Origin of the sequence: Oceanobacillus caeni (genome assembly GCF_042678465.1) — a bacterium.
In the GTDB taxonomy this organism is placed as follows: Bacteria; Bacillota; Bacilli; order Bacillales; family Amphibacillaceae; genus Oceanobacillus; species Oceanobacillus caeni.
On record NZ_JBHTKV010000001.1, the window covers coordinates 231,827 to 251,969 of the forward strand.

Below are 20,143 nucleotides of genomic sequence, written 5' to 3' on the forward strand. Positions count from 1 at the left end.
CCTTCATGTCAAAACTTATATTATACTAAATGATAATGCTTTCTAGATTAGATGTAAACTATTTGGCTTACGTCTTATACATTTATCATAAACTTAGATTTAGATGCAAAAAGTCCCCTATTATACTAAATAGAGGACTAGAGTAATACTATTTTTTAAATTTCGCTGCTAAGGCTTCAGCAAGTGCATTATTTTTAAATCCATCATCTTGATCTTTCATGTATTTATTAATATCTTTTTTAGACACTTTATGCTGCTTCTCTTGACTTCTTCGTTTATTAAATGTTGATACCTTTTCTCGATGACCACATTTACAAACGAATAATTGACCATCGCCTTCCCCACGAAGTTCCATTCGTTTATGACAGTTCGGGCATCTTGCATTGGTTTGTTTCGCAATATTTTTCTTATGGCCACAAGAACGATCTTGACAAACTAACATTCTTCCATGTTTATTTTTCACCTCAAGCATAAGCTTTCCGCATTCCGGACATTTCGTTCCTGTCATGTTATCATGCTTGAAAGTCTCGTCACTGCTTTTTATTTCTGTAACAATTTGTTTCGTATACCCTTTTATCTCAGAGATAAACTTCTCCTTTTTTAACTTACCTTCCGCAATGGCTTGAAGTTTTTGCTCCCACTCTGCGGTAAGTACTGGAGACCGTAAATCATCTGGTACAAGATCCAATAGCTGACGACCTTTCGATGTAATGAAAATATGTTTTCCTTTTAATTCCATATACATACTATTAAAAAGCTTTTCAATAATATCTGCACGTGTTGCAACCGTTCCAATCCCACCAGCTTGATTGATTGTTTTTACTAAATCTTTTTCTTTTGTATTCATGTATTTAGCTGGATTTTCCATTGCTTGTAATAAGGCACCTTCTGTAAAACGCTCTGGAGGTTTTGTTTCCCCCTCTGTTTGTTTAAGAACGACAGTAGTAAAAACTTCTCCTTTTTGAATCACCGGTAATCTCTGATCATCCGAAAATTCTTCATCATCAAAACGATTGTCATACACTTCTTTCCAACCTTGCTTTTTAACTACTTTCCCTTTTGCAACAAATGTTTCTCCATTTATTTCTGCAAAAACAGTAGTCTGTTCATATTCATGTGGATCCGATAAAACAGCTAAGAAGCGTTTTACAACTAAATCATAAATTTTTCTTTCTTTGTCATTAAGATCTTCTAATACCACTTGCTCTTCTGTTGGAATAAATAGGAATAGGTAACTTTCTACTTCGGCATTATCCGTTAAGTGTACTCATTTTCCCCTCCTCCACACCGTACGTGAAAGTTTCCTCTCATACGGCGTTCCATCAAGTAGTTACAAGATTGATTGGTTCAAGATTACATTAAGTTCGAAGTTTATTTAGCTTGTTAAGAGCTTTTTTATCTTCAATGAGATTGCTGTACTTTTCTATTGTTTCGGGTTTAGTAGCATGAATAAGTTTATGGACATCTTTATGAACAATTCTAAGATTTTGGTAGCCATCTGTTCCCCCAAGTTCTCTTGGTATGACGTGATGACAATGTAGCGTGTCTATAGCAAGATCTATTTTTGTTACTTCACATTTCATTTTGTCATGGAAGCTCTTGAAATTCTATTGTCGTTGTATTCAGCCGTTTCATATGGATTATAATTTTTCATGAGTTGAATGATGTTATTATTAGTGCTGTTTTCCAATTTCTTAGAGGATTTGTTTCGCCCCTCTTGGGTGTAATCACATATGTCTTGGCTGAAATTCATAACTGGTTTGTGTTGAACATGGTCGATTGGATAGATGAAAACCTTGTGAATCTTCCACGTTTTCGCTTTAGAATTTCCATAGAACTTTTTATACAAAGGTGATAATTCGCTACGTTTAGGTGTTCCATAGTTCGCTACATTTCTTAGTTTGTGGAGCATAAACTTATCCAAAGAGAAAGCTAATTTAGAGAAGTCAATATTAGCATAGGTAGCACAGCTATAATACTCATGCCAACCTAAAATCATGCTATTCAGCTTAGTCACATGTGAGGATTCAGGTTGTTTAGCAATTAGCTCAACCTGACTTCGGATTTCATCGCTCATTCGTTTAATTGCTTTGTCTGAAATGTGAGATTGTGCTACATATCCTCCGAAGGTTTTTCCCTTTTTGACGGCTTTTATTTTGACTCCTAAGAAATCTGAGTAATTTTTACGCAGATTAATAATTTTTGATTTCTCTTCACTTATTTCTAACTTTAATCTGATATTCAACCACTCTTTTACAGCGGTCCCATTGGGATGAAATCCACCAATCAAGTTCATTAAGGACAATGTTTGATAGTAGAGGGGATAAAATGCCTCCCTGTGGAGTTCCTTTATTTGGTATTCCTTCTCCTTGTATGGGGGCTTTTAGCATCGCTTTGATTATGCTAATTAGTTTCCTATCTCGAATACCTAATGCATACATTTGTTTAACCAACTTTGTATGATTTACATTATCGAAGAATCCTTTTATATCAATATCCACTGTATAGTACATTTTTCCGATATTGATTAAGGACATCATACGAGATATTGCATGTTTGGTACTCCTATTTGGTCGGAAACCATAGCTATGCGGATGAAATTTTGCCTCACATATTGGCTCAAGGACTTGTCGAATACTCTGTTGTACCAATCTGTCCACCATTGTCGGTATCCCTAATGGTCTTTTCTTACCATCTGCTTTTGGAATATAGACTCTTTTAACAGTATCAGGCTTGTAGTTACTTAGATTTGCTTGAACCATTTTAATATAAGAGTCCAAATCCTTGTCTTTAATGTCTTTAATTGTAATGTTGTCAACACCCGCTGTTTGACTTCCAGTGTTAGTTTTTATCATTCTAAATGCCAATCGAATATTATTTTCACTGGTGATGGTGTTCATCAGATTACGAAACGAAAAGTTGTTTTTCGATTTTTGATACAAGTCGTCAAAGACTTGTGTCATCTCATAGTAATCATTATACCTGTATTTGTTCGCCACTCTGTTGGGACAACTCCTTTCAAGGATGTTGCTTTCCCTGTCTTACCCGAAAAACAGAGTCATAGTTTGAATCAATCAACTTGTCCTTACTTGACTTGTGCCTATCCCTCTACAGCTTATTATCACTGCTTCATCGGTACTGTGGCACTACTTTCACCAAGATTAAGTAGCTTATTATACCATCTGGCTTTTCGTCTACAACTGTCCTCGACTATGAGTTTCTGTCATGACAGATACAGTTCTTGGCTTCCCACGTTCCAAAGATTCCCGTTAACGCAATACTTAGGTGCCTCCTTTGAGCCTGTTAGCTTAATACCGTCATTCGCTCGGTATAGAGTCTTTCATAACGCCAATTCTTACTCAACTCCGCTAACGTACCAAATTGGTACTACGTTATCATCACAGATACCGTAACCACCTATAGACTCGTACATTCAGAGGTTCGTCAGTGTATAAACACATTCTCACCATATATTACAACCACCCGACTACTCTAAGTGACAGTTCTTAATTCCTGTTCACTTTCGCCGACTTCACCCCGCTTTAAACAGTTCCACCATAGTCTGCTTCCCTGCTTAGGGGAGTATTAGTGTGAGGGTTTCAGCACAGCATGACGGCTTTCATTCCCCTCAAGGATTCTTCAGTTTTCTACTAAACCATCCCAACTGATATTTCTATCAGAATTTCAGGTTAACGTGTCGCACTAGCATGGTGATCAGATACCTTTGCATTATCTACTACAGATTTCGGAAGTTTAAAATCCTTTTGCAATAGTTTTCCTGCCATTTTGGCGTATTGATCCACTCCACAAGCTTTTAAGCGATCCTTCAAGGTTGGAACAATATCCGTTGAAATAACACGAGAATCTGTTCGTGGATATGTTAAAACTTTGTGTTGTTCATACAGTTTTTGCATGATGGATAACGTTTGTTTCCCTGAAAAGTTAAAGATACGGTTTGCATCTCGTTGTAATTCTGTTAAATCATATAATTGGGGTGCAAATTTTTTCTTAGAAGTTTGATTAATTTGAACCACTTTTGCGGACTGGCTTTTCAATTTTTCTAGTAGTCTGTCGGCTTTTTCTTTAGAAAACATGCGTTGATTCTTTTTATCATCTTGCCAAATAAATTTGAAACCTTTATTCGTTTTCGCTTCAATTCCATAAAATTTCCGAGGCTGGAATTCTTTAATCTCTTTCTCACGTTGGGCAACCATTTCTAATGTTGGTGTTTGAACTCGGCCACTAGAAAGCTGAGCATTAAACTTAGTTGTTAATGCTCTTGTAGCATTTAACCCTACATACCAATCCGCTTCTGACCGAGCTACAGCTGAAGCATATAAATTTTCGTATTGTTTACCTGGTTTTAAGTGTTTAAATCCATTTCGTATCGCCTTATCTGTTACTGATGAAATCCATAAGCGCTTCACTGGTTTATTGACACGTGCTTTTTCCAAAATCCAGCGTGCAACAAGTTCTCCTTCTCTCCCTGCATCTGTAGCAATAACAATTTCTGAAACATCTTTTCTATTTAATTGTGTTTTTACCGCATTGAATTGTTTACCAGTTTTTTTCATGACTACTAGCTTCAGATGATTCGGAAGCATTGGTAAGTCATCCAGTTTCCACGATTTATATTTATCATCATAGGCTTCCGGATCCGCTAATGTCACCAAATGTCCTAATGCCCACGTCACAATATATTTAGATCCTTCTATAAATCCGTTCCCTTTTTTATGACAATTTAATACTCTCGCTATATCTCGACCAACAGATGGTTTTTCTGCTAGTACAACTGTTTTACTCATAAATTTATTTTTCCTTTCTCCAAAAAACATTATATTTTACTTTATCACATTCATGAAAAACTTGCAGAACTTGTCTGACATCGAAAAATGTTATATTTGCCCAATTAATGAAGCACACCTGATCTTTTCCATCCATACAATATGTTAGTAATGTTGTAAAGGAATGAGTTATGAATGCTATATTATACAGGATTGTTCTTATTAGTTATAGCAGTAAGCATCGATGGGCTCGGTGTGGGAATAACTTATGGAATGCAAAAAATTAAAGTACCAATATGGGCTATACTCATCATTATGTTGTGTTCTGGTACTGTATTGTTGGCCTCCATGACAATCGGTAATTTTCTCGAAAAATTTATTTCCGTTGATATCGCACAATCGATTGGTGGAGTTATATTAATCTCTTTAGGATTGTTTTCTTTGATTAATATCATCCGGTCAAATTTAAACAAAGGGAAAAAAATGGAAGTGAATCATTCAAGTAGTAAATTGAAGGATATAACAACTGTATTTGCAACTCCTCATAAGGCCGATTTGGATAAATCCGGAAATATCTCTATTGGAGAAGCTCTCATACTTGGTTTTGCACTTGCTCTAGATGCTTTTGGCGCAGGGATTGGCGCATCTTTATTAGGTTATATTCCTTGGGTAACTGCCTTATTAATCGCAACGATGAGTGGAATTTTCTTATTTTCTGGTATGAAAATTGGGATATTTTTAGCTAAACATGAGAAGTTACAAAAACTTTCTTTTCTTGCTCCGGCTATATTGATTGGATTAGGTGTACTAAACCTAATTTAAGATAAAGGTAAAGACAGGTTTCCTATTTCTTCCCGAATAAGAAACCTGTCTTATATTATAACGCCCTTACCGATCCACCATCCACAACTAAAGTTTGCCCAGTTATATACGTATTTGCTCCTGATCCTAAAAATATAATCGCTTTTGCAAATTCTTCCGGTTTTCCCAAACGCCCCATTGGAATTGTTTTTACTTCTTCTTCTATAACTTGATCAATGGACACACCTTGTTGTTCCGCAGTAAATTGATATAAATCGTTAATTCGATCCGTCTGAATGATCCCAGGGCCAACTGTATTAATTAGAATATTGTCCTCCGCAAGTTCGCGGGCTAATGTTTTCGAAAGTCCAACAACCCCTGGTCTCATCGTGTTGGATAGGACAAGATTATCTAAACTATGAAACATTGATGAAGAAGCTATACTAACAATTGCTCCGCGTTTTTGTTTCTGCATATATGGAACTACCTTTCGAATTGTGCGAACAAAACTAAGTAAGTTCAATTCAAACGCATGGTACCACTCTTCATCTGTCATATCTAAAAACTTCCCAGCTGGTGGTCCCCCAGCATTATTGACTAACACATCGACTGTACCATTCCAAGATATGGCCTTTTCCACTAGGCGCTCAATATCATCTGCCTTTTTCATATCACAAACAATATAAGCCACGTGGTCATTTCCGGTTTCCCGTTTTATTTCTTCTACTGTTGACTTTAATTCATCTTTGCTTCGACTACTGATTAATACGTGTGCTCCCTCTTTTGCAAACTCAAGTGCTGAAGCTTTTCCCAAACCTTTACTTGCCGCAGTAACAATGACAGATTTTCCTTTTAACCCTAGATCCATTTCCTTCACCCCTTGTTTAAATTTATCCTATCCCCATTATAAACAAGCCTGTTCCAATACTCCTACTATTTGAATTCATTCTTCATTTCATTACATAATATTTAACAAAATCGTGATGGTTAAAATACTAGTAACGGTAGAAATAAACGTTATACTAGATACTAACTCAGGTTCCGTATCAAATTCAATCGCATACATCGTTGTCGTTGCTGCAGGAGGCATTGCAGAAATAATAATAAGGATTGCTCCAATCAATGGATTAATATCTAGGAAATAAACAAATCCAGCTGCAAATAAAGGTGCAACGATCATTTTTAATAGAACACTAGAAGTAATAACCTGCCAATCCAATTTAATTCCCATAATCGATCCTAGTTGCATTCCGAGTACGATCATCATAACAGGAATCGATGCGTCACCAACCATTGATAAAGTGGAATGAATGGAATCAGTTATTGGAATCTGGAAAAACTGAAAAATAAAAGCTAAAATCATCGCATAGGTTGTTGGCATTTTAAACACATTTATCAAAGCTCTTTTGATTCCACTTGAACTACGTGAAGCATAGTAAACCCCGAAGAAGTTATTTTGTAATCCTTGTACAACCATAATAAAAACCGCGTATGGTAGAGCCGTTTGCCCTAAACTAAATAAAACAACTGGTAACCCATAGTTCCCAGAATTCATGAAACCTGTAGATAAAATCGATGCACTCTCTACATTTTTGGACCATTTGAAAATTTTGGCAAGTATTTTATTAAGAAAAACCATAAGATAAAATAAAACAATCATATAAACAAAAATCATGACATAAGCACTGTTAAATTCTGCATCATATAAAGAAATAAAAACCAACGCGGGTGATAGAATATAGATGGTTACAGCAGAAACTGATTTAACGTCTAAAACCCGAAGCCTTTGTAAAATAAATCCGGATAAAAATACAAGCATAATTGGTAAAATAACATTAAAAAATAAGGACAATACTTTCATCTCCATCTTACTAGACTAATTCTTTTATAATGATAAACTAAATAATAGTTTATCATAATTACAAGATTTTGATAGAAACAAAATCTTGTACTCCTCTTATCTTTAAAATTTGACATTAAAGTGAAATAAATGTATAGTTAATAAGTTGCACAAGAGTAACAACTAAGTGTTCTGGCATTCTACAATGTTTTTGAAGATGCTTATTCACACTGGCGCGTCTAAGGGGACGCAAGGACGTAAGAGCAGGTAGGGCTTACGTTGTTAAGTTAGAGAACATAAAATAAATTAGCAAAAGCCCCTGTTATATAGGCAGAAGGATAGCTTAGCTATAACGGTGTAGATAATGTACCGCGGTTAATTAATGAATCATGCTGAATTTTCCTAAAAGAATCGGAATTAAAAATAAAAAAACTTATGTGTTACTTTTAATCAAAGGGGGTACTCTTATAATAGGGTACCCCCTTTTCCAAATAGATTGAGATATACATACAGAAAGTAGGTTATAAATATGAATAGATTAAAACTTGGCACCGTACAAACCATGACGGTGTTACGCAAAATTGATACAGGTTATGTCTTAGAAAAAGATGGTGAACAAGCTCTATTGCATGTGAATGAAACAGACAAGGAACATGAAGAAGGGCAAGATATTGATGTTTTTCTTTATATGGATAAAAAAGGAAATATAACAGCAACAACTAGTTTTCCAAAAGTCCAAATGGATGAATACGGCTGGGTAGAGGTCGTTGAAAGTATTCCTCGGCTTGGTGTCTTTGTAGATATTGGTGTTACAAAAGACTTTTTAGTTTCTAGTGATGATTTACCATTATATACGAAGGTATGGCCGAAACCAGGTGATAAATTATTTGTTACGTTAGGTGTTGATAAAAAAGGAAAATTATTAGCTATTCCAGCAACGGAAGGTATTCTGTACCGTGAATTTGAAACAGCTAAGGAAGATTTGTTAAATAAACAGGTGAGCGGGAGAGTTTATCATACGAGTAAAGAAGGTTCTGCTATCATTACCGAAGAATATTATCGGGGATTTATTCATCATACAGAACGAAAATCAGAACCCCGACTAGGTGAGTTGGTAACTGGTCGAGTGATTGAGGTAAAAGGAGATGGTACGTTAAATATTTCCTTACGACCGTTTAAAAAACACGGAATGATTGAGGATGCAGAAACAATTCTTCAACATCTTGAAGAAAATGGTGGGATGATTCCTTTTGGAGATAAGAGTGATCCTGAGGATATTAGAGGGACTTTCCAAATTAGTAAAGCAGCATTTAAACGTGCACTTGGAAAGTTAATGAAAGAAGGAAAAGTGGAACAACGAGATGGAAAGTCGTATTTAATAAAATAAACTAAAAACGATAGTCCCTTCCGTTAAGGTTCTATCGTTTTTTTGTTTTACGCATTTTTCGTATTTGGTTGTTGATAAGCATCAATAACAGAAATAAGGATTAGGGTAACTGCAGCTGCGAACATACATGCAATTCCAATTCCACCTAATGGCGCGCCCATAACTTGAGCATGCGCTAAAGGAGATGCGAACAAACATAATAATCCGATTGCAGCAATAAGTATTCCAGGATAATATCCTATGTTCTTTTCTTTTGATGCTTTTACTAAAAATAAACTAATCACAAATGCGACAAATGCTAGGATACCACCAAATGTTAAAACTGATGCAACCATCCTCTTCACCCCACTATAAAATAATCCTATAACTTAGTCTACATTCGAACGCTTACAAAGTCAATTGTTTATCCTTTTTAGTCCATTTGAATGATCTTTCCTTGAATGTTAAAAGATCTAACATTTATAATAATAGATAATCCAATCTACATTTACATAAAGAAGACTTCCATCAGTGGGGTCTTACTACCCGTTTAGGTGGGATAAAATCAATCTTAAAAGGAGATAAATATGTCTTTTAAAGCGTTATTTTTAGATATTGATGGAACAATTTTAAGACCAGACCATTCGTATTCAGAAAAAACAAAAGATGCGATTCAACAACTAAAAAACAAAGGAATAGAAGTATTTCTTGCGACTGGTAGACCTATTCATGAAATTAAAGAACTAGCAACATCGTTGAATATCGATTCTTTTATCGGCTATAATGGGGCACTTGCCATTTATAATAATGAAACCGTTGTAGATGAAACAATGAGTGAAGAATTAGTAAAAAAAATGGTAGCTATATCCAAAGAGAAACAACATGAGTTTGTTATGTATACGAATAAGAAAAGTTATTTTGCAAACGTGGATAGCCCTTCTTCCCGCAATTTTAGTGAAACCTTTCAAATGAAATACACTGAAAATTACACATCTGATGTAGCAGACCAAATACTAGGAATAACCATCATGAACGTCAAAGAAAATGAAAAGACACTTTATCAAATTGATCCTAGCATTGTGCTTGCTGAAGTAAAAGTCAATAATTTAAAGGATACCTACGATGTTCTTCGTACGAATGTTAACAAAGGAGAAGCTATTAAAAAGACATTAGAGCGATTAAATATTACTGCTGATGAAACCATTGCTTTTGGAGATGGAATGAATGATAAAGAAATGCTTCAATTTGTCGGAGAAGGATTTGCCATGGGAAATGCAAACCCTAATCTATTCCAATTTGCCAAGCATAAAACTACTTCCGTTACAGAAGACGGTATATTTAATGGTTTAAAAAAATTAGGTTTAGTACATTAATTCTTAAAAGAAAGCAAAGCCAAGGTGGAGGCTTTGCTTTCTTTTCTCTCTTCGCTAATGAAACGCTCTTATCTCAAATGTCTCATCATGTTCCCAAAGGTTTGCGATTTCTTCTTATGAAAGACGATTCTAAGATTTGTATCTAGAATGGTTACTCAACGATTTATGAGTGACCGTTCTTTCTATTTTCTACTCCAAACGGGCTCTCATTGGACTTATGAGTGACCTTTCTCTTTGTTCCCCACTTCAAACGGGCTCTCATCGGACTTATGAGTGACCTTTCTCTTTGTTCCCTACTTTAAACGGGCTCTCATCGGATTTATGAGTGACCTTTCTCTTTGTTTTCTACTCCAAACGGGCTCTCATCGGACTTATGAGTGACCCTTTCACTTAGATTTCTTACTAAATGGTCACTCATTCAATATCATGAATAAACTACTGCTAAACAATAGAAATAGCATACCACCCAGTGATTTGGTATGCTATCGCTTTTTGAAGATTTTCCCATATCAACGAACTTCCACCATACGTTATTCCGCTTTAAACGGTTTTTCTTGAGTTACACCAACTTCGTGTAATCCCATAAAGTCAGCTCCAATCGAATAGTTCACGACACGTTTGTTAATTGGTACCAGTTTAGAGCGGTAAAGCGTTGGGAATACAGGAATTTCATCTACCATTAGTTGTTGCCACTCACTGTACACTTTTTTGCGATATTCCGGATCAAATGCTTTTTCCGATGTACCTTCTTCCAAAAGACGGTCATTTTCTTCACTAGCGTATCGCGAGAAGTTAAAAATTGCCTGGCGTCCATATAAACTAGATGGGTCTACATCTGTTGCAACACTCCAAGCACCTTGGTACATATCAACTTCTGGGGCATCGTCTCCGTTTTGTCCAATTTTGTCATAAAAGCTATTAAGCTCAATTAAACGACCATCTAATAGTTGTACGTTTAATCCAACCTCTTTCCAAGCTTGAATATAGTAATTGGTTAGCGGTTCAGCAATATCTCCTCCACCAGACATAGAAGCGAAGTTGATGATTAATTCTTCTCCATCTGGATTTTCACGCATTCCATCATTGTTCGTATCCAAGTATCCGGCTTCATCTAAAATTTGCTTAGCCTTTTCTGGATCATAGGTTGGAGCCTCAATCGATGAGTCATGATAATCAGGATGAGAAGGCGGAATTAGCGTATTAGCATTCCATCTAAGTCCATTATAAAACTGTTTAGCTACCGCTTCATTATCGACTGCATACCACATTGCACGACGTAAGTTTACATCTGCCATTTTTGCATCTGGATTTGGTTTTACTTCTTGCGCTTTCTTATCCCAAGTCCCTAACTTAAATCCGATGTAACTGTAAGACATATCAACAGTTCCTAAAAACTCTACATTCGTAAGTTCCGTTTCAACATCTGCATATTGATCAGTCGGGAAACTATCAACCGTGTCTACGTCCCCAGACTTCAGTGCCTGAACGATCGTTTGTGGATTGACTACTTTTACTGTCACCCCATCCAATTTAGGAGGTCCTTGCCAATAATCTTCATTAGCTGTCATACTTACAGATTCCCCTGGAACAATACCTTCCACTTTAAATGGACCAAAGCCTATTGGATTTTTACGAACTGCATCTGATGCAGACATATCTGCTACAGGGATATCTTCAAAAATATGTTTTGGTAACGCATATGGCCAAATACCTCCGGCTAACAGTGATGGCGTACCCTCTATATATGTAATTTTCAAAGTCTTTGCATCCACTACCTCAAGACCTGAAATCGAATCTACCTCTCCATTATGGTATTCTTCCATACCTTCTATATTTCTAAAGGAGGAGTCATAGCGCGGTCCATCATAATCTGGATGTCCAATTACTTCGATTGCATACGCCCAATCCTCTGCCTTAACCGGCTCACCATCATGCCAATTGACATGATCACGAATGGTAAAAGTAAACGTACGATGATCCTCACTTACTTCAAATGTCGCTGCGCCATCTTGGGTATACTTATGGTTTTTATCAACCGAAAGCAGTGATTCATCGAACCATTTAATAATTTCATTATCAAATGATCCAGAATAAAAATTATAGTTTAACGTTCCCTCAAAAGTTGTATCTGTCACTAAACCATAATTCAACGTACCACCATCGATAGCTTCACCTTCTGTTGATGCGTTTTCAGAGAAGTCTTCTATAGAATATATGGCGTCCCCTGAACCATTACCACATGCAGCCAATACTAAAAACATAAAAAACATGAGGGCTAGAAGCCATTTACTAACGTGTGTCGTTCTCAACTAAATAACCTCCTTTTATGTTTTATCAGTCCTTTAATTACAAACGCTAAACTTTGGTGTAGATCTCAATAAGGAATTGCTACCCTCTCCTTTGTCTTGCATCTGTTGCACGCCGTAAAGCTTCACCAACGTTTCTAACCGCAAGCATTAATACTAAGATCATCACTGCAGCAGGAAACCAAATCCACCATCGATGCTCTAGTGTTTGTGGATTAGTGGCATAACTTAAAAGTGTCCCAAGGCTAGGTGTACTTTCTGGAAAGCCAAAGCCTAAAAAAGAAAGGCCAGATTCTAAACCAATATTGGACGCCAAATTTAACGTCATCGTAACAATAATTAAGGAACTAATATTCGGCATCACCTCTCTAAATATAATTTTAAAATGGGATGTGCCTAATGTTTTGGATGCTTGTACATAATCCAATTCCTTTTCTTGCAATGCCTTGGATCTAATTAACCTAGCTACCCCCACCCAACTGAACGCGGTAAAAATTAAAGAAAAAGCGATAATTGTATAGTTTGGAACAATTGAAACAAATACGATTACTAGCATAATAAACGGTAATACTTGGAAGAAGTCTAATACACGCATAAGAATATTGTCAATATGGCCACCAAAATATCCAGCAACCAAACCAAATGCTACTCCAATAACACCACTTAAAAATGTCACAAGAAACCCAATGGAGAGTGAATTCCGTGTACCAATAATCAACTGTCCGAAAACATCTCTTCCACCATAATCCGTACCTAAAATAAATTCCTTTGATGGAGGTTTGTGAATAGAAAATAAATCTACTTTAGCAATTTCATCCTGATTCATCACAAAAGAAATCCCATATACAAATACAACGATTACAATTAACAGAATGAGAGAGAAAAGGGCAAGTTTATCTCTCCTTAACTCGCTCCAAAGTATTTTTAGACCGGTTGGGTTATTTTCTGTATTTTGTTGACTTTGCGTTTCCTTTTTTCCTAATTCCATTAAATCACCCCATAGATCTAAGTCCCTACTTAATCCGTATACGCGGGTCAACAATACTTAGAATAATATCGGAAAGCAATGCGCCTACTATTGCTGCTGCACCAAATAAAAGGACAACCGCATTTACCACACTAAAATCCCGTTGTAATACCGATTCAATAAATAACTGTCCCATACCAGGAAAACTAAAAATTTGCTCTATAAAGATAGTTCCAGTTATCAACGTCGTAATTTCATAGCCGAAAAAAGCAGCAATTGGTAACAATGAATTTCTTAATATGTGTCTGTTATAAACTCTAGATTCAGAAGCACCTTTTGCCCTTGCTGTGATAATAAAATCTTTTTGTTTCGTATCTACTATTTCACTTCGTAAATATTGAACTGTTGATACTGTCTGAATAAGAGCGATGGAAAGTGCCGGTAACAGAAGATGCTGGATTCTACTGAGAACATATTCCAAAGTTCCTGGCTTTAATTCAGGTGCAACGCTTCCACCAGTAGGGAACCATTGAAGATGATATCCAAAAATCCATAACATGACCAATGCAAATATAAATAATGGAGTAGCAAATCCGATATAAGTATATCCGGTAATAGAAGAATCAAGAATAGTATCATTGTAGCGACCACTTATCATACCAAGTGGAACAGCAATCATATACGTAAAAATCAATGTCGCAACAGATAACCAAAATGTATTCACGATTCGTTCCTCTATTAAATCTGTAACTGGTATTTTATAACGGAAGGATTGACCTAAGTCACCTTGAAATACTCCACCAACCCATTCTATGTATTTTTCATACCATGGCTTATTTAAACCTAATTTTTCCCTTTGCTCGTCAATAGTTGCTGGATCTATATTCGGATCAACAAGACCGGTAAGAGCATCACCTGGCATAGCTTGTGCAAGCAAAAAAATAAGTACACTCAGTAAAATTAATTGAGGAAAAGTAATTACTAACCTTCGTACAATAAATTTCCACATTTAAATCAACCTTTCTATTACAGAGTGTGTTCAAAAAGGAGGATGAAAAGGACCGAGGTCGGCTAAGTGCGCAACGTCCTGGGGCTCCGATTACTCGCCCCACCGTAAAGATTTGTTGCAACGCCGACACTAGCACGTCCTGTGCGTCGCAGTTCGAGGCGGCGAAGCTTTTAGGAACGGAACGTATGCAATTAATACGTGAGTATCCGAAAAGTGAGCCAACGAAGAAATGCGAAGTGTCATTTTCACCGGACTTTTTGAACATCCTCTTGTAGAGCAACCAGATGGGTTTCGGAAATAGGCTTCAAACTGTACGCTAATCCCTCACTATCAAAATAATCATGGTATCGTTGATCAAATTCTTGCTGTACCTTTTTTCGAATTCGGAATTGTTTATCTCGGTTACTAGGATTCATATCAGGTATAGCGGATAATAATCTTTTCGTATAAATGTGTTGCGGATGATTAAATATTTCTTCTTTTGTTCCTTGTTCCACATACCTGCCTTTATACATAATGGAAATTTCGTCACAAAAATGCTTTACAATTCCTAAATCATGACTAATAAAAAGATAAGTTAGTCCCAATTCCTTTTGAATATCTTGCATAAAATTTAAAACCTGAGCTTGAACGGACACGTCAAGTGCGGAAACAGGTTCATCAGCAATAATTAATTTTGGCTTTAACGCGATTGCCCTGGCTATACCAATTCTTTGTCGTTGACCACCTGAAAATTGATGGGGATATTTCATCATACTTTCTTTTGATAAACCTACTAATTCTAACAACTCTTCTATCCGCTTTATTTCTTCCTTTTTCGTTAACCTTTCAAAATTTCTTAATGGTTCAGCGATAATATCCAAGATTCTTTTTCTCGGATTTAAAGATGAATAGGGATCTTGGAAAATCATCTGTAAGTTCTTTCGTATTTCTTTTCCATTCTTGCTCGTAATATCTACTCCATTGAAGTACACTTTACCTGAAGTTATCTTCTCCAAGCCAATAATTCCTCTACCTATTGTAGATTTACCTGAACCAGACTCTCCAACCAACCCATACGTTTTTCCTTGCTCTATTTGAAAAGAGACTCCGTCAACTGCCTTAATATGATCTACCGTTCGATTTAATAATCCAGCCTTTATCGGAAAATAAATCTTTAAATCCTTTACCTCTAGTATCGCCATGTCTTATGCCTCCTTGGATTCATCTTCTTGTAAGGAAAAATTCTTATAGCAAGTACAGCGTACATAGTGGCCAGGTTCTACTTCATGCAAAATCGGATTTTCTTCATGATCGCTAGCATCCATCCAAGGTATTCGGTGGGCGAATCGACAACCTTCTCTTGGCAGATGTTTTAACGATGGTACAATTCCATGTATAACATGCAATTTATCTTGACCATCCGCAGGTACCGAATGAAGTAAGGATCTCGTATATGGGTGTAATGGCTTCTTAAACAGGGTGTATACATTCGCTATTTCTACAATTTGCCCTGCATACACAACAGCAACCCTATCTGCCATTTCAGCAACAACACCTAAGTCATGGGTTATCAAAATAACTCCCGATTCGATTGTCGCTTTTAATTCCCGAATCAAATCAAGAATTTGTGCTTGTATCGTTACATCAAGGGCTGTTGTCGGTTCATCCGCAATCAATAATTTCGGTTGATTGGCAATAGCAATTGCAATCATAACACGCTGCCTCATGCCGCCCGATAATTCATGTGGAAACTGACTAAAAACATATTCAGGGCGGGGAATCCCGACCATCTTTAGAAGCTCAATTACTCGATCTTTACGTTCTCTTCTGGTCATGGTTGGTCTATGCAAAATGAAAGTTTCACTAATTTGTGCACCTATTTCCATTAGGGGATTTAACGCAGTAAGGGGATCTTGGAAAATCATCGCCATTTCATTTCCGCGCATTTTATTTAATTCTGACTTTGAAACGTTTACAATATCTTTCCCATTAAAAAATATATTTCCTTCCATTTTTGCTCGAGTATGTAAACCCATAACAGAAAATGCTAGAGCGCTTTTTCCTGAACCAGATTCTCCAACAATACCTAATATTTCATTTTTATTTACCGTCAATGTAACATCATCTACAGCTGCATAGTACCCATCATTTATATAAAAAGATGTTTTTAAGTTCTTAATTTCAAGTAATTTATTACTCATGGAATCCCTCCAGCATCTTTGATAAAGAAGACTTCCAACAGTGGGAGTTCTCCTTCATCCCCCGTCTAGCTTTGTTTCCCCTAAAGCTTGAGGTGGGAGTCTTACTACCCGTTTAGGTAGGATAAATTTTTAAAAGGTACTTAACCATTCCCACAATAGGTGTTAGGAAAACTTATCGATCTAAATCATTAACAGTATATGTAAATATTTTTGATTAAGCAATCAGGATAGGGTTCTTATTGTTCCACATTTTACCTAAAATAAAACATGAAGAGCGCAAAAAAGAGCCTACTACCCTTTAAAAAGGATAACAAGCCCTTTATCTCTTTCATAATGCAATGGAGGTCTTCTTGGTTTCCATTGGGTGTGATTGATTTGCAAGTTCTTGAATCTTGGCCATCTTACCGATATCCAAATTCCCGCCACTTACAATTACTCCACAATGCCTGGAATGTATCTTATCATTATGGGCAAACAAAGCGGCTAATGCAGCTGCTCCAGCACCTTCCATTAATGTCTTGTTTCGTTCAAGCATATAGACTATTGCCGATGCTATTTCTTCATCCGTTACGGTTACGACATCATCTACATAATTTCTAATAATCGGCAGTGTTAATTCACCAGGTTCTTTAACAGCTATCCCGTCAGCAATGGTTGATACTGTATTTAACTTTTTCACCGAATTACTGTGATAACTTTGAAAAATAGCAGGTGCACCGCTCGCTTGTACACCGATCACCTTAATATTTCTATTCACGTGTTTTGCGGCAACGGCAACGCCACTTATTAAACCCCCTCCGCCAATTGGCACGAGAATGGTATCTATTCGATCCTCTTGACGAAGCATTTCCATAACCATCGTTCCTTGACCAGTCATGACATCATAATCGTCAAACGGATGAACATAAGTAGCTCCAAGTTCCTTTTGATGCTCAACAGAAGCCTTATATGCTTCTTGAAAACTCTCTCCAGTAAGTACGACATCAGCCCCATAATTTCTAGTAGCATTTACTTTTGCTAATGGAGTTCCCTCAGGCATAAATATAGTTGCTTTTGCTCCTAATTTTCTAGCAGCAAGAGCTACACCCTGTGCATGATTTCCTGCTGAAGCAGTGATAACTCCCTTTCTTAACTGGGATTTTTTCAATTGCATAAGCTTATAACTTGCTCCACGGAACTTAAATGCACCAGTTTTTTGTTGGTTTTCCATTTTAAAATAAACATGCTTTCCTAATAAATTATCTGTTGTTGCTGATGTTAATAGTGGTGTACGGTGAACAATATGCCCCAAACGCTTCCAGGCGTTGTGGACTAACTCACCTTTTAGGCAATCCCCAATTAAGTCACACTCCTTAGTTTTTAGATGAATTATATTTCATAAAGTATGGTCTAACGTTCTTTTAAAACCTATGCTTGTGTTGCTTCTTCGTATGCTTTAATTTTATCTTCATTCAATAAAGTTAAAGCAATGTCATCCCATCCATTGATCAATTTTTCTTTATGATAAGAAGGGATATCAAAATGTACGGCATTTCCTTCGTCATCCTGAATTTCTTGTTTTTCCAAATCAATCGATAGATAAAAAGCACCGTTTTCTGCTTCTTTCATCCATTCTGTAATTTGGCTCTCTTCCATTTTAATCAAAATTATGCCATTTTTCAAAGCATTGTTATAAAAAATATCCGCAAAGCTTGGTGCAATGATTACTTTAAACCCGAAATCAAGTAATGCCCAAGGTGCATGTTCACGAGAAGAACCACAACCAAAATTCTCACCCGCGAGTAAGACGGACGTTCCAGCAAATTGGGATTTATTTAGAGCGAAATCCTCTCTTTTATTCCCATTATCATCAAAACGCCAGTTATAAAATACAAATTGACCAAAACCTGTTCTTTCAATACGTTTTAAAAATTGTTTCGGGATAATTTGGTCTGTATCAACGTTTGTGCGATTTAAAGGAAAAACCAATCCTTTATGTTCTTTGATTGCTTCCATTGCTAACTACCCCCTAGCTCAATACTCCAGATTTGAATTTACGAACATCAACGAAATGTCCTTCTACTGCAGCAGCTGCTGCCATTTCAGGACTTACAAGATGTGTACGAGCACCATTACCTTGCCTTCCTTCGAAGTTTCGGTTAGAAGTTGATGCACAACGTCCTCCTGCCGGAACAATGTCATCGTTCATTCCTAAACACATACTACATCCTGAATCACGCCATTCAAAACCTGCATCAATAAAGATTTTATCAATACCTAGTTTTTCTGCTTCTAGTTTCACAGTAAATGATCCTGGAACAACGATTGCTTTAATACCATCTTTCACTTTTTTACCTTTAATAATTTCTGCAGCATTTTGCAAATCTCTTAATCTAGAGTTGGTACAAGAACCAATAAATACATGATCGATTTCAATAGAAGTTATTGGTTGATTTTCCTCTAATCCCATATACTCTAGTGCACGTTTGACATCTTCTTTATGTTCTTTTACACTCTCTAAACTTGGAGTAGTTCCACTAATTGGTACACACATACTTGGATTGGTTCCCCAAGAAACTTGTGGCTCTACTTCTTCTGCATTGATAACAACCGTTTTGTCGTAAACAGCATCTTCATCCGTTGCTAGAGCTAACCATTCTTCGGCTTTTTTATCGAAAGCTTCCCCTTTTGGAACATACTCTCTACCTCTCAAGTATTCTACCGTCTTTTCATCCGGACTAATTAGACCTGCTCTTGCTCCACCTTCAATAGACATATTACAAACAGTCATACGGCCTTCCATAGAAAGGTTACGAATCGCTTCACCTGTATATTCCATGACATATCCTGTACCAAATTTTACGCCAAATTTTGCAATAATAGCCAAGATTAAATCCTTCGCTGTTACGCCTGGACCTAGATCGCCTTTAACATGTACATTTAACGTTTTTGGTTTTTCTTGCATCAACGTTTGTGTGGCAAGAACGTGTTCTACTTCACTTGTTCCAATACCAAATGCAAGGGCTCCAAATGCTCCATGGGTGGATGTATGACTATCTCCACAAACGATTGTTTTACCTGGCTGTGTTAAACCAAGCTGTGGACCTATAACGTGAACAATCCCTTGGTCAGGATGAAACATATCTGCCAACTTAATACCAAAGTCTTCACAATTCTTACGTAGTGTTTCCATTTGCTTTCTAGAAATCTCGTCTTTTACAACATCTCTATTTTTTGTCGGTACATTGTGGTCCATTGTTGCAAAAGTTAAATCTGGTCTACGTACTTTTCTATTATTTAATCTTAACCCTTCAAAAGCCTGTGGCGATGTAACTTCATGTACTAGATGTTGGTCGATATATATTAAATCTGGTTTATCCTCTTCTTGATGAACAACGTGTTTTTCCCAGATCTTTTCAATGACTGTCTTTGGTTTACTCATAAATCTCGCCTCCATTCATACTTACCGTTTCTCTTGGCAGATAAAAATCTCCTCCATCTGCGTTAAGCGCAACTAAGGCCTTCCTTCGCCTAA

The 20,143-nt window shown here is 36.6% G+C and carries 17 protein-coding genes and 2 pseudogenes; 3 read left to right on the forward strand and 16 right to left on the reverse strand.

The features are described 5' to 3' along the window. Window positions 1-148: 148 nt before the first annotated feature. The 5 genes and pseudogenes from ACFQ18_RS01165 to ACFQ18_RS01185 form a co-directional block, all read right to left on the reverse strand. Window positions 149-1,219 (reverse strand): annotated as a pseudogene (locus ACFQ18_RS01165) (DNA topoisomerase); the annotation flags it as partial. Window positions 1,220-1,358: 139 nt separating this feature from the next. Further along, window positions 1,359-1,583, reverse strand: coding sequence for an HNH endonuclease signature motif containing protein (locus ACFQ18_RS01170; RefSeq protein WP_379565529.1), 225 nt, complete (start codon window positions 1,581-1,583; stop codon window positions 1,359-1,361). Then, window positions 1,580-2,245 (reverse strand): hypothetical protein, encoded by a 666-nt coding sequence (locus ACFQ18_RS01175; RefSeq protein WP_338115002.1) that lies wholly within the window; start codon window positions 2,243-2,245, stop codon window positions 1,580-1,582. The genes ACFQ18_RS01170 and ACFQ18_RS01175 overlap by 4 nt, the downstream gene beginning before the upstream one ends. Beyond that, window positions 2,214-2,999: a reverse transcriptase domain-containing protein gene (locus ACFQ18_RS01180; protein ID WP_379565531.1), complete on the reverse strand. Its 786-nt coding sequence runs from the start codon at window positions 2,997-2,999 to the stop codon at window positions 2,214-2,216. The genes ACFQ18_RS01175 and ACFQ18_RS01180 overlap by 32 nt, the downstream gene beginning before the upstream one ends. Before the next feature lie 705 nt (window positions 3,000-3,704). Further along, window positions 3,705-4,805 (reverse strand): annotated as a pseudogene (locus tag ACFQ18_RS01185) (DNA topoisomerase); the annotation flags it as partial. Between the two features lie 174 nt (window positions 4,806-4,979). Between ACFQ18_RS01185 and ytaF the strand changes: the two are divergent. Next, window positions 4,980-5,606: a sporulation membrane protein YtaF gene (gene ytaF / locus ACFQ18_RS01190; protein WP_204797654.1), complete on the forward strand. Its 627-nt coding sequence runs from the start codon at window positions 4,980-4,982 to the stop codon at window positions 5,604-5,606. Window positions 5,607-5,661: 55 nt separating this feature from the next. Here the strand turns inward: ytaF and ACFQ18_RS01195 are convergent, their stop codons facing one another. Next, window positions 5,662-6,453, reverse strand: coding sequence for an SDR family oxidoreductase (locus tag ACFQ18_RS01195; protein WP_204797655.1), 792 nt, complete (start codon window positions 6,451-6,453; stop codon window positions 5,662-5,664). 90 nt (window positions 6,454-6,543) lie between these two features. Beyond that, on the reverse strand, window positions 6,544-7,446 hold the full coding sequence (locus ACFQ18_RS01200) for an AEC family transporter (RefSeq protein ID WP_240473191.1): 903 nt from the start codon (window positions 7,444-7,446) through the stop codon (window positions 6,544-6,546). 508 nt (window positions 7,447-7,954) lie between these two features. On the opposite strand from ACFQ18_RS01200, the gene ACFQ18_RS01205 reads away from it, so the two are divergent. Next, window positions 7,955-8,812, forward strand: coding sequence for a CvfB family protein (locus ACFQ18_RS01205; RefSeq protein WP_204797656.1), 858 nt, complete (start codon window positions 7,955-7,957; stop codon window positions 8,810-8,812). A 47-nt stretch (window positions 8,813-8,859) separates the two neighbouring features. Here the strand turns inward: ACFQ18_RS01205 and ACFQ18_RS01210 are convergent, their stop codons facing one another. Continuing rightward, entirely contained in the window at window positions 8,860-9,147 is a 288-nt protein-coding gene (locus ACFQ18_RS01210; protein ID WP_047184809.1) for a hypothetical protein, read from the reverse strand. A gap of 231 nt (window positions 9,148-9,378) precedes the next feature. On the opposite strand from ACFQ18_RS01210, the gene ACFQ18_RS01215 reads away from it, so the two are divergent. After that, window positions 9,379-10,164 carry a Cof-type HAD-IIB family hydrolase gene (locus ACFQ18_RS01215; protein ID WP_060667585.1) on the forward strand — a complete coding sequence of 262 codons (786 nt, stop codon included), beginning with the start codon at window positions 9,379-9,381 and terminating at the stop codon, window positions 10,162-10,164. A gap of 530 nt (window positions 10,165-10,694) precedes the next feature. Here the strand turns inward: ACFQ18_RS01215 and opp4A are convergent. The 8 genes from opp4A to leuC form a co-directional block, all read right to left on the reverse strand. Then, window positions 10,695-12,473, reverse strand: a complete 1,779-nt coding sequence (gene opp4A / locus ACFQ18_RS01220; RefSeq protein ID WP_379565535.1) for an oligopeptide ABC transporter substrate-binding protein — start codon at window positions 12,471-12,473, stop codon at window positions 10,695-10,697. Between the two features lie 79 nt (window positions 12,474-12,552). Next, on the reverse strand, window positions 12,553-13,458 hold the full coding sequence (locus tag ACFQ18_RS01225) for an ABC transporter permease (protein WP_204797657.1): 906 nt from the start codon (window positions 13,456-13,458) through the stop codon (window positions 12,553-12,555). A 25-nt stretch (window positions 13,459-13,483) separates the two neighbouring features. After that, window positions 13,484-14,446: an oligopeptide ABC transporter permease gene (gene opp4B / locus ACFQ18_RS01230; RefSeq protein WP_145523872.1), complete on the reverse strand. Its 963-nt coding sequence runs from the start codon at window positions 14,444-14,446 to the stop codon at window positions 13,484-13,486. Window positions 14,447-14,691: 245 nt separating this feature from the next. Beyond that, window positions 14,692-15,630, reverse strand: coding sequence for an ABC transporter ATP-binding protein (locus ACFQ18_RS01235; protein WP_047184813.1), 939 nt, complete (start codon window positions 15,628-15,630; stop codon window positions 14,692-14,694). Window positions 15,631-15,633: 3 nt separating this feature from the next. After that, complete coding sequence (locus ACFQ18_RS01240; protein WP_047184814.1) at window positions 15,634-16,629, reverse strand: ABC transporter ATP-binding protein; 996 nt, start codon at window positions 16,627-16,629, stop codon at window positions 15,634-15,636. 328 nt (window positions 16,630-16,957) lie between these two features. Beyond that, entirely contained in the window at window positions 16,958-17,920 is a 963-nt protein-coding gene (gene ilvA, locus ACFQ18_RS01245; protein WP_225344034.1) for a threonine ammonia-lyase, read from the reverse strand. A 116-nt stretch (window positions 17,921-18,036) separates the two neighbouring features. Further along, window positions 18,037-18,624 (reverse strand): 3-isopropylmalate dehydratase small subunit, encoded by a 588-nt coding sequence (gene leuD / locus ACFQ18_RS01250; RefSeq protein WP_047184816.1) that lies wholly within the window; start codon window positions 18,622-18,624, stop codon window positions 18,037-18,039. 13 nt (window positions 18,625-18,637) lie between these two features. After that, entirely contained in the window at window positions 18,638-20,050 is a 1,413-nt protein-coding gene (gene leuC, locus ACFQ18_RS01255; protein ID WP_047184817.1) for a 3-isopropylmalate dehydratase large subunit, read from the reverse strand. Window positions 20,051-20,143 lie beyond the last annotated feature (93 nt).